Origin of the sequence: Streptomyces sp. HPF1205 (assembly GCF_020400825.1) — a bacterium.
Taxonomy (GTDB): Bacteria; Actinomycetota; Actinomycetes; order Streptomycetales; family Streptomycetaceae; genus Actinacidiphila.
In genome coordinates this window covers 70669-84184 of record NZ_JAINVH010000022.1, presented here as the reverse complement: position 1 = coordinate 84184, position 13516 = coordinate 70669, and the positions used below count along the sequence as shown (strand labels likewise).

Here is a 13516-nt window from a genome sequence, read left to right as displayed (position 1 = left end):
CCGATCGGTGTTGGCGGCTCCGCCGGCGCGCGGCACAGGATGGCCGTATGAACGAACAGACGAACGAACAGACGATCGCGCTGGTGACCGGCGCGAACAAGGGCATCGGGTACGAGATAGCGGCCGGTCTCGGGGCTCTCGGCTGGCGTGTCGGCGTCGGCGCCAGGGACGAGGAGCGCCGGGAGGCCGCCGTGGCGAAGCTGCGCGCGGCGGGCGCCGACGCCTTCGGGGTGCCGCTCGACGTGACCGACGACGCGAGCGTCGCCGCCGCCGCGGGCATCGTCGAGGAGCTGGCCGGACGCCTTGACGTGCTGGTCAACAACGCCGCGATCACCGGCGGCATGCCGCAGGAACCGACCCGGGTGGACCCCGCGACGGTGCGGGCGGTCCTGGACACCAACGTCATCGGCGTCATCCGCACCACCAACGCCATGCTCCCGCTGCTGCGCCGCTCGGCGTCGCCGCGGATCGTGAACATGTCCAGCACGGTGGGATCGCTCACCCGGCAGACCACTCCCGGCGCCGAAACGGGCCCGATCTCCGCCGCCTACTCGCCGTCGAAGACACTCCTCAACGCCGTCACCGTCCAGTACGCCAAGGAACTGCGCGGCACGAACATCCTGATCAACGCCGGGTGCCCGGGCTTTTGCGCCACCGACCTCAACGGCTACCGCGGTGTGCGCACCCCGCAACAGGGCGCCGAGATCGCCATCCGGCTCGCCACTCTGCCCGACGACGGCCCGACCGGCGCGTTCTTCGACGACGCCGGGGTCGTGCCCTGGTGACACCGCCGCCGGGCCGCTGCCGGCGCCGTACGTCTCGGTCCCCTCGTACCGCTCCCCCCTGCCGGCCCGCCACCTCGCGGCGGTCCACGCGGTGCGGCCGCCCGTCCGGCCCCGGGAGTACGTGGCGCTGACGACTGCCTCGGTGTGAGAGGGGTGATGTGCGCCGGCGGTCCAAACCCGGCCCTGGGCCGCCGACGCACGCACGGCCGGGAGCGGTCGCCGGCCACGAGGCCCGGGAGCGCCGGACGGGCGGATCACAGGACGGCCACGTGGCGGTAGTCACGCGGAGTGGTGCCGTAGGCGGCGCGGAAGGCGCGGGTGAAGGTGGCATGGTCCCTGAAGCCGCAGCGGGCGGCGATGGCGTGGATGGGTACGGCCGCCGCGGAAGCGTCGCCAAGGTCGCGGCGGGCTGCCTCCAGACGCTGGGCGCGGATGTAGGCGGCGATCGTCACGCCCTCGGCCCTGAAGAGGCGGTGCACGTGGCTGCGGGAGACGTGGTGCGCGGCCGCGATGCTGCTCGGGCCCAGGCCGGCGTCCTGCAGGTTGCGCCGGATGAAGGCCTTCACCTCCAGCAGGAGGTTCCGCGTGCGGGTCTCCGGGGAAAGGTGTTCCTCGGCGTCCAGCGCCCGCGCGAACAGCGCGGTCACCAGATCGGTGAGGACCAGGCCCAGCCGCGGCGCCTCGGCCGGCGCGTAACCGTCGGTATCGCGGGCCACCTGGGTGAGGAATTGCGTCAGCAGGATGCCGACACCGTCGCGGGCGGGCAATCCCTGCCCTACGACCTGCTGCACCCGGTTCCAGGGCAGGCCGAGCGACGCCTTGGGCACATCGACGCCGATGATCTCGTGCTGCCCGGGGTGGCAGTGGATGACGTAGGGCACCGACGTGTGGTTGACGTGGAAGTCGTACTCCCCCAGAGCCCTCTCGGCCCGGTCCCACTGGGCTACGCCGCTGCCGCGCAGGACGAGTGTGAGGTGGCAGTTCTCCGGGTCGGCCTGCCTCACGAGCCTGGCCGGCCGGTACCAGGTCACTTGCGGGTACTCGGCAGGCCACAACGTGGCCGCACCAAGGTTGAACTGGCGCAGCGTGGCACGAAAGTCGCCGGCGAACTCACTGGTCAGACGTATCGGTGCATGCGCCTTGCCCAAGAGCTGCTGCCACATGTCGAACCTGTCCGCCACCGGCAGGTCCGTCGTGCGGAACACCTTCACATCCAACACCGGATCAGCCCCCCGTAGCGCTTCTTCGGCGATCCCGCCCGTCCCCGTCAAAGATAGATACAAGCTCCAAATCCTTGATCACAAGGAGCGATTTTCGGACCGTCACGGCACGATTTGAGGAGTGGAAAACGGCGCAAAAAAAGGGCAACCAAGTCGCGGTGCTGCGCGACACGGCGCCCGCTCTTCGCCCGGGGCGTAGGCCGAGCTGCTGGAAGACCGGTTGCGGGTACTGGGCCCCGCCGGCTCCGCACCCTGACCGGACGCAACAACCTCGCCCGCCTTGCGAGCGGGTTGGCAGAACGAAGAATTCCGCATCGAGGGAAAGCCTCTTGACCACCGCATTGACAACTCAGCCGGAAATTCTTCGAGTTCCGCCGCAACCATCACATGGATGCACGTGTCTAAATGCGCACAGAGGCGGGTTCGAACACCCGCTGACTGGACATCCGTGACGCGGACCACCGCACCGGACCAGTCCACTCATCCATGGGGGGATACGTTGAAGCACAGCTCCAATCACACATGCACCATCAGCACCATCAGCACCTCCGGCACCCGCGCCCACTCCGTGCGCAGGGTTGCGGCAGCCGGGACTGTCGCAGCCCTGCTCGCCGCGGTCGGCGTGAGCCTGGCCCCGTCCGCCGTGGCGGAGGGAACCGCCCACGAGGGCGTTTCGCTGTCCACGGCCACCCCGGGCGAGGTCGGACTGGCCGGGCTGCCGGTCGAGTTCACCGACACCGTCACCGGCGGCACGGGCGCGGACGCCTCGGCGGACCTGGCCCTGAGCTTCAGCATCGACGGCGGCTTGGGACTGCCGACGAACGCGCTGAGCCTGGAGTACCGGACCGACAGCGGCAGCTGGCACCGCGTGCCCATGGCCGCCTCGCACAGCGCCAAGGACAGCACCGTCTTCGACGGGGCCCTGCCGCTGTCCTTCCGCCTCGCAGCCGGCCAGTCCCGCGCGTTCCAGCTGCGCCTGGGCCTGCCCATGGGCGCCCCGCACGACGGAGACACCAACGGCGGCACCGACGAGCTGAAGGTCCACACCGCGGTCGCCCCCAAGAGCGGTGGCGCGGCTCTGGCCTCCAGGGACGACGCCGTCGCCGTCGACGGCCTGACCTCCGTGGTCAGCGGCGCGCCCCGGACCGCGACCGCCGGCGGCCCGGGCGTCACCTTCCATGCCACCGTCCGCAATCCCACGCCCTCGTCCTACGTCAACCTCGACCACCTGCTCTACACCAACCGCTACGCCACCGTGCAGGTGCTGCGCGGTGGCCACTGGGCCACCCTGGCACCGCGCACCGCGAACGATGATCCGGACCTGTACGGGTTCACCCTCGACGGCAAGGACTCCAAGCTCGCCGCGCACGCCACCACGAGCACCCAGGTCCGCGTGACCTACCGCAAGGACGCGCCCACCGGCCCGACCACCATCGGGAACTGCGTGATCGTCAACGAGGGCGCCATCCCCTTCCGCGGCACGACGACCTGCGGACCGAACGCCCGGCTGACGATCAAGGCGACCACCGCAGACGGCACCGGGACCGGCACCCCGGCCCCCGAGCCCACCTCGACCACCACACCGACGACCCCTGGCGTCACGACGTCCGGCGGCGTCACGTCCGGCACCGGCCGGTCCACCGGCCAACTCGCCCACACAGGCGGCACCTCGACCACGCCCGTACTCGTCGGCGCGGGCGCACTGCTGCTGGCCGGCACCGGAGCACTGACCCTGTCGGCCCGGCGCCGCACCACCACCCGGCGCCGCGGCTGAACGAACCTGTGGCCCGGGACGCCCCGGCATCCCGGGCCACCTTCCACCGAGCGGTCCCGGACGCAACCGACCGCGAGTGGGTGGAAGCCGTCCCGCTGGAGGCGGTCCCCGGCCCGTCGTGGCGCCGAGTCGGGTGCCGTCGTTGCAGCCGTCGAAATCAGTAGCCATGGACATAGTAGCCATGTACTCTATTCGACATGAGCAAGGGTTCGCCGGGCCCCACGCCCGGTTTCCTGGTATGGCGGCTCGCCAACAAGTGGCGTGTCGCGGTCGATCGCGCGATGGCTCCGCTGGGCCTCACCCACGCGCAGTACTCACTGCTCGCGTCACTGCACGGTATGCAGCGCGCCGGCGAGCGGCCCAGTCAGCGCCGACTCGCCGACCACACCGGCCTGGAGGCGCTGTATGTCTCGAAGCTGGCGCGCGCCCTGGAGTCGGGCGGTCTGATCGAGCGCACCCGCGATCCCCGCGACCCGCGCGCCGTCCAGCTCGCCCTCACCGACCAGGGCCAGGCCGTCGCGCGGAAGGCCATCGTGGTGGTCCAGGAGCTGCTTCAGCAGTTGCTGGAGCCGCTCGGCGGCCTCGACGCCCCGCGGACCCACACGTTCACCGACGAGCTGACGACCCTGCTCGACGCGCCACTCGCTCCATCCGTACCGAACGACCAGAGCACTCAAGGGACACCACCATGACCACCACCGCGTCCACCGCCACCGCATCCGCCACCGCGTCCACCACCGAACCAGTCGCCAACGCCCGCGACCTCGCCCTGGCCCACTACGCTGCCCGCGGCGTCCTGGAGCACGTCCTGGCCCGGCACGGCATCACGTTCCAGCAGCAGGTCGCCCTGCGTGCCGCCGTCACCGCCGACACCCCGCAGACACCGGACGATCTCGTCGCCCAGATCCAGAACTCCCTCAAGGCCGATCCGGCCGATGTCCGTGCCACAGTCGACGAGCTGCTCGCCAAGCGACTGCTTGACGCGGAAGGCCCGCATCTTCGCCCCACGGACGCGGGGCGCGAGCTGATGGCCGCCGTCGGCGCCGAGACCGCCCCTGTCAGCGCCCGCATCTGGGGCGGCATACCCGCCGCGGACCTGACCGCCGCCGGCCGCGTCCTCGCCCTGGTCACCGAGCGCGCCAACGCGGAACTTGCGGCGCTGACCGCCTGACCTCCCGGCCACCTCGGCTGCGACCCACTCCATGGCCCTCTCGGCATGCCCAGCCGCGGCAGGCAGCCACAGGGTGCACGCGCGGAGCCCTGCCTCGGCGAGCCGCCCCAAGGTCCGGCGCAACAGCGGCATGAGGTTGCCTTCCGACGGCAGTCCGACGGCGGCACGACGAGGCGGCTGATCGCGTTGCACGATCGTGGTCGCCGCCCGCGTCGGGGCGGGCCTGACCTGCTTCGCCGTAGGGCGGCGGCCTGCGCCGCGCCGCGTGGCCGGCGAACGGATGCCGGTTCTGCTTCTCCGCGTCAACAGCGGCCGGGGCCGGTCGCGATCGGCGGTGCGGCGGCGCATTGACCGCGGCGCATTCACTGGTGAGGCAGGTGTTGACATGTCTCCCATGGCACAAGATGTGCGGTATGGCACGCGGGGGTAGCGTTGGTGACGAATGGTGTGTGACGCGGGGTGGCAGCGCGTGGTCCGACCGGAAGCAGTGAGCCTGTTTCCCAGCTCCGCCCCGTTCGCGCGCGTGGAGAATTCCGGGCGAGCGGAGGACTCAACCGATGGGCACGATCACCACGGACGACGGCACGACCATCTTCTACAAGGACTGGGGGCCGCGCGACGGCCAGCCGATCGTCTTCCACCACGGATGGCCGTTGAGCGCCGACGACTGGGACAACCAGATGCTGTTCTTCCTGTCGCACGGCTACCGCGTCATCGCTCACGACCGTCGCGGTCACGGCCGCTCCACACAGACCTCGACCGGCCACGACATGGACACCTATGCCGCTGACGTGATCGCGCTGACCGACGCGCTCGATCTCCGCGGTGCCTTCCACGTCGGGCACTCCACCGGCGGCGGCGAGGTGACGCGGTATGCCGCGCGCGCCAAGCCCGGCCGCGTCGCCAAGGCCGTACTGGTCGGCGCCGTGCCGCCGATCATGGTCAAGTCGGAGTCCAATCCGGGCGGAACGCCCATCGAGGTCTTCGACGGATTCCGCAGCGCCCTCGCCGCCAACCGCGCGCAGTTGTACATCGAGGTCCCGACAGGGCCGTTCTACGGCTTCAACCGCGCCGGCGCCAATGTTTCCCAAGGGCTGATCGACAACTGGTGGCGGCAGGGCATGATGGGTGCGGCGAACGCCCACTACGAGTGCATCAAGGCATTCTCCGAGACCGACTTCACCGAGGACCTCAAGAAGATCGACGTTCCCGTTCTGGTGATGCACGGCAAGGACGACCAGATCGTTCCGTACGACGACTCCGGGCCGTTGTCCGCGAAACTTCTGAAGAACGGGACGCTGAAGAGCTACGAAGGCCTCCCGCACGGCATGTTGTCGACCCATCCGGACGTCACCAACCCGGACATCCTCGAATTCTTCCAGAGCAGCTGACTGCCTGCCGGCAGCGGACAAGGCAGCCGGTCGGGTGGCCGTCGGGGGCAGTGGGTATCAGGCCGTGGGTATCAGCAGCCTGCTGCTGATACCCACGGCCGGCTGTCGAAGGCCCTGCGCAGCACCTGGCCGGCCTGGTCGATCGCCGCCTGGGTGAGGGGACTGGCCGCCAACTGGTCCTGGGCGGTGAAGGAATGGATCGCTCCCAGGTAGCGGGTCGCCACGACGGGCACGCCCGCCTCCATGAGCTTGCGGGCGTACGCCTCGCCTTCGTCGCGCAATGGGTCCGCTTCGCCCGTGATCACCAGGGCGGGCGGCAGCCCTGCCAGTTCCTGCGTCGGGGCCCGCAGCGGTGCGGCGGTCGGCTCCGTGCGCACCGAGTGGTCGGGCGCGTACTGGCTCCAGAACCACCGCATCTGCGCGCGGGTGAGGAAGAAACCGTCAGCGAACCGTTCGTAGGACGGCGTGTCGAATCCGGCGTCCAGGGACGGGTAGAACAGCACCTGCTGCAGGAGCCGTGGGCCGCCGCCGCGCTTGGCGAGCAGGGCCGTGGCGGTCGCCAGGTTGCCGCCCGAACTGTCGCCGGCGACCGCGAGCCGGGCGCCGTCCAGGTCCAGTTCCAGGCCGTGCTCGGCGATCCAGGCGGTGGCCGCGTACGCCTCTTCCAGCGCGACGGGATAGCGGGCCTCCGGCGAGCGCGTGTACTCCACGAACACGACCGCGGCGCCGCAGGCGTGGGCCAGGTCGCGGGTCTTGCGGTCGTAGGCGATCCGGTCGCCCAGCACCCATCCGCCCCCGTGGAAGTACATCACCGCCGGCAGGATGCCCGACGAGGACTGCGGCCGTACGATCCGCACCAGGACCTTGCCACCGGGGCCGACGGGAAGCGTCCGCTCCTCGATACGGACGGGCTTGAGCACCGCGTGAACGGCGAGCTGACCCGCCAACGCCCCGGCCCTGGCCTCCTGCGGTGTCAGGTCCTCCAGCGGCGGCGTATTGGCCGCGGCATGCGCCGCCAGGAAGCGTTCGGCGTACGGGTCGAGGTGCGGCAGCGCGTTGGTGTCCAACGGGTTCCTCCTTCGGGCGAGGGCGCGCGGACGACCGGAACACGATGAACGGTAACCGAACAATCACGGTACGTACGCGAGGTGCGCCATGGTGTCGGCGGCCAGGCCGTCCACAGCGCCAGGGGGACGCGGCAGGCACTGATCCTCCGCGCACGCGAGGTGCGGGCGGGGCCGGCCTCCCGAGCCGGCGTCCCGCGTACAGGGACCCGCAAGTGGCCCACTGTTTCGTCCGAGAAGTGGTCCACAGGGACGGGCTGGTTGGGCCATACGGTGGAATCACTTCGGAGCCGGAGCCTCGCCCACCCGCAGCGGGCATCGGTGTGCTCGAACGCCGCTGCACAGTCCATGAAGGAAGACCCATGCAAGCCATCACTGTCCAGGACCGGCAGGCCGGTGCCGGCGGCCTCGCCCTGTCGGAGCTGCCTTACCCCCACGCGGCCGAGAACGACGTCGTCGTGCGTGTGCACGCCGCGGGATTCACGCGCACCGAACTGACGTGGCCCGCGACATGGACCGACCGCGCCGGGCGCGACCGGACGCCGAGCGTGCCCGGACACGAACTGTCCGGAGTCGTCGCCGAACTGGGATACGGCACGACCGGCCTGACCGTCGGCCAGCGCGTCTTCGGCCTGACGGACTGGGCACGCGACGGGTCCCTGGCGGAATACACCGCCGTGGAGGCCCGTAACCTGGCCCCGCTTCCCGCCGACATCGACCACACCGTGGCCGCCGCACTGCCGATCTCCGGACTGACCGCCTGGCAGGGCCTGTTCGACCATGGACGCCTCACCGCGGGCCAGGCGGTGCTGATCCACGGCGCGGCCGGAGGTGTCGGGACCCTCGCGGTGCAACTCGCCCGCGAGGCAGGAGCACGCGTCATCGCCACCGGCCGAGCCGCCGACCGGGAGACCGCTCTCGGCCTGGGCGCCGAGACGTTCGTGGACCTGGAGACGCAGCGGCTGGAGGACACGGGCCCGGTGGACGTCGTGTTCGACGGGATCGGCGGCGAGATCCTCGACCGCTCGGCCGCGCTGGTACGGCCCGGAGGCACTCTCGTCTCCATCACGGCGCCGCCCACGGTCACTCCCGAAGGCGGGCGGGCGGTCTTCTTCGTCGTTGAACCCGACCGGGCCCGCCTGGCCGACCTGGCGCAGAGGGTGAGGGACGGCCGGCTCAAGCCGATCGTCAGTGAGGTGCGCACGCTCGCCGAAACTCCGGCGGTGTTCGCGCCCGGCCGCCACATCCGCGGGAAAACGATCATCCGCGTCGCGCCGGCCGGGACCACGCAAGCGGTCGCACGATGAAGCACATGTCACTCGGCGCCCTTCCCATGCCTGCCGGCGCGGCAGCGGTCGCCGCGCTGGAGGTGGCATCGGCCTATCTGCCCCCGGCGCTGCTCAACCATTCGCTGCGCGCATACCTCTGGGCGGCTGCCCGCGGTACGGCGGACGGCGTCTCGTTCGACCCGGAGTTGCTCTACGTCGCGGCGCTGTTCCACGACTTCGGCCTCGTACCGGCGTTCGACAGCCACACCGTGGTCTTCGAGGAGGCCGGAGGCCATGTCGCCCAGGTCTTCGCCGCCGGCGCGGGGTGGCCGGCGGAGCGCCGGGAGCGCCTGTCACAGGTGATCATCCGCCACATGTGGCGCGAGGTGGACGTGTCCGAGGACCCGGAGGGTCACCTGCTGGCCCGCGCCACCGCCACCGAGATCGTCGGCAAGGACGCGGAAGGCTATTCGGCCGCTTTCCGGGCCGACGTGCTGAGGCGTTATCCCCGACTGGACCTCGCGGAGCGGTTCCTTGCGTGCTTCCAGGACCAGGCGGCGCGCAAACCCGGCAGCTCGGCCGACAGCGCGGTGCGAGCGGGTCTGGCCGACAGGGTAGCCTCCAATCCTCTGGACGCCTCCGCCGGATAGGCGGGACTTGCGGAGCTCCCGGCGGGCATCGAGCGTGACCGCGTTCCCTTGCGGCGGAATCTCGGATGCAGGTGCGGCACGGCCACGCCTAGGCTGTGCCCGCGGGGCGCGCGGGCCGCCGTATCGACTGTCGGCGAATCGGAGATGCACGGCGTATGGCCAGTCAACTGTTCGCGATCTGCTTCAACGCGACCCGGCCGTCGGGCCTGGCACGGTTCTGGTCCGGGGTCCTGGGCTGGACGTCGGCCGGCGATTCGGACGACGAGGTCGCGATCCTGCCTCCTGATGGCGGCGGGTTCCGCATCCGGTTCCTGCCGAGCCAGGAGCCCAGGATCGGCAGGAACCGGGCGCACTTCGATCTGACGAGCACCTCCCCGGACGATCAGCAGCAGACGGTGGCCAGGGCACTGGAACTCGGTGGGAAGCACATCGACGTGGGTCAACGCCCCGAAGAGGGGCATGTGGTGCTCGCCGATCCGGAAGGCAACGAGTTCTGCGTCATCGAGGCGGGCAACAAGTTCCTTGCCGACACCGGCTTCATCGGAGCGCTGGCCTGCGACGGTACGCAGGAGGTCGGCTACTTCTGGAGCGAGGCGCTGCGGTGGCCGCTGGTCTGGGACCAGGACCAGGAGACCGCGATCCAATCACCGAACGGCGGTACGAAGATCACGTGGGGCGGTCCTCCGGTGGCGCCGAAGACGGGCCCCAACAGGGTTTACCTCGACCTGGCGCTCCCCACCGGCGCCGACTGGCGGGCGGAGGTCGACCGCCTGATCTCGCTCGGCGCGACGCGCACCGGAACCGACGAGGGCGGCGGCGACCGCGTGCTGATGCTCGACCCCGACGGCAACGAGTTCTCCCTGCGCAAGCCCCGGTAGCGCGGCTGTTCGACGGCCCGTCCCCGGAAGCCACCCATCGGCGTCGCGTGGAACGCGCCAGCGCCGACGAGCCGTGGAGCGACGGTGACGGCCCGTCGGCGCGGGCGTCACCGCCTCCTGGCCCGGTGTCTATGCCTGTTCAGCAGGTGTACGGTGCCGGGCCGCCCCGGTCCGTCCCGGTCGCGTACGCATGCCGGGTGCCCGACGCGGCGGCGCAGCGTTTCGCGGTCAGTCCTTCGGCGGCGCCGTGCTTTCCCGTACGGTGAGCGTGGTGGCGATCTCCAGCCCGGTCTGCGGGGCCCGTTCGCCGCGGCCGAGGGTCAGTGCGAGTTCGGTGGCGGCGATGGCCATTTCGGTCAGGGGCTGGTGGACGGTGGTCAGCGGTGGGTCGACCCACGAGGCCAGCGGCAGGTCGTCGAAGCCGACCACGCTGAGATCCTCGGGGATGCGCAGGCCGGCTTCGCGTGCGGCCTGGTAGACACCGATGGCCTGGAGGTCGTTGGCGGTGAAGATCGCGGTCGGGCGGCCGGGACGGGACAGCAGGTCGCGGGCCGCGGCGCAGCCGTCCTCGCGGGTGAGCGGGGCGTGCGTCACCAGGTCGGGATCGGTCGGCAGCCCGGCGGCCTGCAGGGCGGAGCGGTAGCCGTCCAGCCGTGCGGCGCAGCACAGGACGTCGGACGGTCCGCTGATCATCGCGATGCGGCGGTGGCCCAGGTCGGTCAGGTGACGGGTCGCGGCTCGGCCGCCCGACCAGTTGGTGGCGCCGACGAAGGGGACGTCGTCCGGCAGTTCCCGGGTCGGGTCGAACACCACGAAGGGAATTCCCTTGGCCTTGAGCTGTTCACGCTCGGCCTCGGAGAGCTGGGCCACCGACAGCACGCAGTTCGGGCGCCGGGCCACGGTGTCGTCCCAGACGGGGGCGGGGGAGTCGTGCAGGCCGAACCGGGAGACCATCAGGCCCACGCGGTGCCTGCTGGCCACGCGCTCCACTCCCCGGATGATCTCCACGGCCCACATGCTTTCCAGCTCGCGGAAGACCAGCTCCACCACGTTGCTGCGGTTGGCGCCGGACAGCTTGCGGTATCCGTACCGGTCGATCAGCTCCTCGACCCGCGCGCGGGTGCCCGGGGACACGCCCGACTTCCCGTTGAGCACCTTCGAGACGGTCGGCACGGACACGCCCGCCGACTCGGCGATGTACGCGATCGTCACCGGCCGGGAGGGATCGCCTCCCCGGTGTTCGCCGTCCGCCGGTCCTTCCACTGCGTCGTCAGCCAAAGCCGCTTTCCGATCCTTCGCGTCCGCACCGCTCCTGCGAGTCGGCCGGGGGCCGTTGCCACTACCGCCTTCCTGTCGGCCGTGCAGCCGGACCAGCGGCAATCGCCCGGCCATGCTATCTCTGCGGCGCAGGCGACGAAACGTGTCCGCCACGGCCGGTGGGCGACACCGGGGCACCGTGCGAGGCCCGCCGGCAGCGCCGGACGCTGTGGCGACGGCACGCGTGCGTGCGCGGCCGGCCGGGGCCGCCGATCCACGGCGGGCCGCGTGGTGGAGGGCCCCGGTCAGGGCAGGGGCGTGTAGTCGAACCAGTCGACGTGGACGGTGCCCGATGCCGCGTACACCCCGACCACACGGCCGGTGAAACCGCCCGCCACCTCCGTGGAGAGGTAGCGCCCGTCCAGGGAGGCCACCTCCGTGGCGCTGCCGTCGGCGGTTTCGACACCGAACACCAGGGAGTCCGGTCCGGTGCGTGAGTCGTGCGGCCGCGGAGCCTCGTCGGTCCGTACGGTGAGCACCACTGGGCCGCAGGCGACGGTGGTTTCGGCGACGACGGTGCGCAGCGAGCCGATCCGGGCGATCACCTGCACCCGCCCTTCGGCGGTGGCCTCGACGCAGTAGTAGTGCCGCTCGTCCAGCCGGACGGCCAGCCCGCCGCTGCCCGCGGCCGGGTCCACCAACGCCCGTACGAGGAAGGCCAGGTCCTGCTGGCGGCGGCCGACGAAGACCGCGTCCGGCTCGTCGAGGGAGCCGCCGCGGGCCCGCAGCGTAAGCCAGCCGTCGCGCTCCTTGGTGGTCACCAGTTCCGCCGGTCTGTCGCGCAGTGAGATCCAGCGCGGGTGCAGGTCGCCCGGCTCGAAGTCGTCGCGTCCGGTGTCCGCCGGCACCGGAACCAGGGGCCAGGGCATGTCCGGCAGGTCGAGTCCGACCTCTGCGACCACCGGCCAGCCGTTCTCCCAGGAGACCGGGGCCAGGAAGGTCTCCCGGCCCAGGATGTGCCAGCCGGGGGTGCCTCCCTGCGGGCGGACGCCGAGCAGCACCATCCACCAGGAGCCGTCGACGGCCTGGACCAGATCGGCGTGGCCCGTGTTCTGGACCGGGCGGGTGGTGCTGCGGTGGGTGAGGATCGGGTTGTCCGGGCAGGGCTCGAAAGGGCCGGCCGGGGAGGGGCCACGGGCGATCGAGACGCTGTGCCCGCGCTCGGTGCCGCCCTCGGCCATCAACAGGTACCAGTACCCGCCGATCCGGTACAGGTGCGGTCCCTCGGGTGCTGCCGCGCCCGGAGTGCCGGACCACACCGGGTACGGCGTGCCGAGGGTCTCGCCGGTACGCGGGTCGATGCGGACCTGCGCGTTCCCGGCGAAGGTGCACCAGCAGGCACCGTCCTCGTCCCAGGCGAGGTCCGGGTCGATGCCGGTGACACCGGTCAGCCGCACCGGGTCCGACCAGGGGCCGGCCGGATCGGTGGCGGTGTACAGCAGGTTCCCGCCGCCGGGGGCGACGTTGGCCACCGCCAGCCAGAACCGGCCGTCGTGGTGGCGCAGGGTGGGCGCGTACAGGCCTCCGGAGGGGGAGGTGCCGGGCGGGAGCCGGAACTGGCCGGGCCGGTCGAGAGCGTTCGCGATCTGCGTCCAGTTCACCAGGTCCCTGCTGTGGAAGATCGGAATGCCGGGGAAGTACTCGAAGCTTGAGCAGGCGAGGTAGTAGTCCTCGCCGACGCGGCAGACGCTGGGGTCCGGGTGGAAGCCGGGGACCACCGGATTGGCCGCGCGGGCGGCGAGCGGGCGGATCGACATCGTGTCAGGTCCTTCACGGGTTGTCGGAGGCTCGGGCGGCGGCGGGCGTCGATCGTCCGCGGTGCCGAGCGCGATGGTGTCCGGGGCCGCTCGGAGCCACCCGGCGCAAGACCCGTCGTGCCGCCCCGTCCCGGGGTCGAGCCCGCCGAGGCGGAAGCGCATCGACAGCCGGCGGCGCACGGTCCGGTCCAGGTCGTCCATGGTGAGCAGTCCGCACCGGCGAGCAGGCCGTGCCCGGCGC

The 13516-nt window shown here is 71.4% G+C and carries 12 protein-coding genes; 8 read left to right on the top strand and 4 right to left on the bottom strand.

Annotated features, from left to right (window positions below):
• Positions 1 to 47: 47 nt before the first annotated feature.
• Positions 48 to 785 (top strand): SDR family oxidoreductase, encoded by a 738-nt coding sequence (locus tag K7G61_RS23815; protein ID WP_225848992.1) that lies wholly within the window; start codon positions 48 to 50, stop codon positions 783 to 785.
• Between the two features lie 254 nt (positions 786 to 1039).
• Here the strand turns inward: K7G61_RS23815 and K7G61_RS23810 are convergent, their stop codons facing one another.
• Positions 1040 to 1990 carry an AraC family transcriptional regulator gene (locus K7G61_RS23810; RefSeq protein WP_225848991.1) on the bottom strand — a complete coding sequence of 317 codons (951 nt, stop codon included), beginning with the start codon at positions 1988 to 1990 and terminating at the stop codon, positions 1040 to 1042.
• 514 nt (positions 1991 to 2504) lie between these two features.
• Here K7G61_RS23810 and K7G61_RS23805 point away from each other — a divergent pair.
• The 4 genes from K7G61_RS23805 (at position 2505) to K7G61_RS23790 (ending at position 6341) form a co-directional block, all read left to right on the top strand.
• Positions 2505 to 3779 (top strand): hypothetical protein, encoded by a 1275-nt coding sequence (locus K7G61_RS23805; RefSeq protein WP_225848990.1) that lies wholly within the window; start codon positions 2505 to 2507, stop codon positions 3777 to 3779.
• A 197-nt stretch (positions 3780 to 3976) separates the two neighbouring features.
• Positions 3977 to 4471, top strand: coding sequence for a MarR family winged helix-turn-helix transcriptional regulator (locus tag K7G61_RS23800; protein WP_225848989.1), 495 nt, complete (start codon positions 3977 to 3979; stop codon positions 4469 to 4471).
• A complete protein-coding gene (locus tag K7G61_RS23795; protein ID WP_225848988.1) occupies positions 4468 to 4950 on the top strand; it encodes a MarR family transcriptional regulator in 483 nt (160 codons plus the stop codon). The genes K7G61_RS23800 and K7G61_RS23795 overlap by 4 nt, the downstream gene beginning before the upstream one ends.
• 557 nt (positions 4951 to 5507) lie before the next feature.
• A complete protein-coding gene (locus tag K7G61_RS23790) occupies positions 5508 to 6341 on the top strand; it encodes an alpha/beta fold hydrolase (RefSeq protein ID WP_225848987.1) in 834 nt (277 codons plus the stop codon).
• A gap of 71 nt (positions 6342 to 6412) precedes the next feature.
• On the opposite strand, the gene K7G61_RS23785 is transcribed toward K7G61_RS23790, so the two are convergent.
• Complete coding sequence (locus K7G61_RS23785; RefSeq protein ID WP_225848986.1) at positions 6413 to 7408, bottom strand: alpha/beta hydrolase; 996 nt, start codon at positions 7406 to 7408, stop codon at positions 6413 to 6415.
• A 359-nt stretch (positions 7409 to 7767) separates the two neighbouring features.
• Here K7G61_RS23785 and K7G61_RS23780 point away from each other — a divergent pair, with 359 nt between their 5' ends.
• The 3 genes from K7G61_RS23780 to K7G61_RS23770 all read left to right on the top strand — a co-directional run bounded on the left by K7G61_RS23780 (position 7768) and on the right by K7G61_RS23770 (position 10201).
• Positions 7768 to 8712 (top strand): NADP-dependent oxidoreductase, encoded by a 945-nt coding sequence (locus K7G61_RS23780; RefSeq protein ID WP_225848985.1) that lies wholly within the window; start codon positions 7768 to 7770, stop codon positions 8710 to 8712.
• A 5-nt stretch (positions 8713 to 8717) separates the two neighbouring features.
• Positions 8718 to 9323 (top strand): HD domain-containing protein, encoded by a 606-nt coding sequence (locus tag K7G61_RS23775; RefSeq protein ID WP_225848984.1) that lies wholly within the window; start codon positions 8718 to 8720, stop codon positions 9321 to 9323.
• A 155-nt stretch (positions 9324 to 9478) separates the two neighbouring features.
• Positions 9479 to 10201, top strand: a complete 723-nt coding sequence (locus K7G61_RS23770) for a VOC family protein (protein ID WP_225848983.1) — start codon at positions 9479 to 9481, stop codon at positions 10199 to 10201.
• A gap of 228 nt (positions 10202 to 10429) precedes the next feature.
• Here K7G61_RS23770 and K7G61_RS23765 read toward each other — a convergent pair whose 3' ends face one another.
• Positions 10430 to 11479 (bottom strand): LacI family DNA-binding transcriptional regulator, encoded by a 1050-nt coding sequence (locus tag K7G61_RS23765; protein ID WP_263984763.1) that lies wholly within the window; start codon positions 11477 to 11479, stop codon positions 10430 to 10432.
• A gap of 284 nt (positions 11480 to 11763) precedes the next feature.
• Positions 11764 to 13275, bottom strand: coding sequence for a glycoside hydrolase family 43 protein (locus K7G61_RS23760; RefSeq protein WP_225848982.1), 1512 nt, complete (start codon positions 13273 to 13275; stop codon positions 11764 to 11766).
• Between the last annotated feature and the right edge of the window lie 241 nt (positions 13276 to 13516).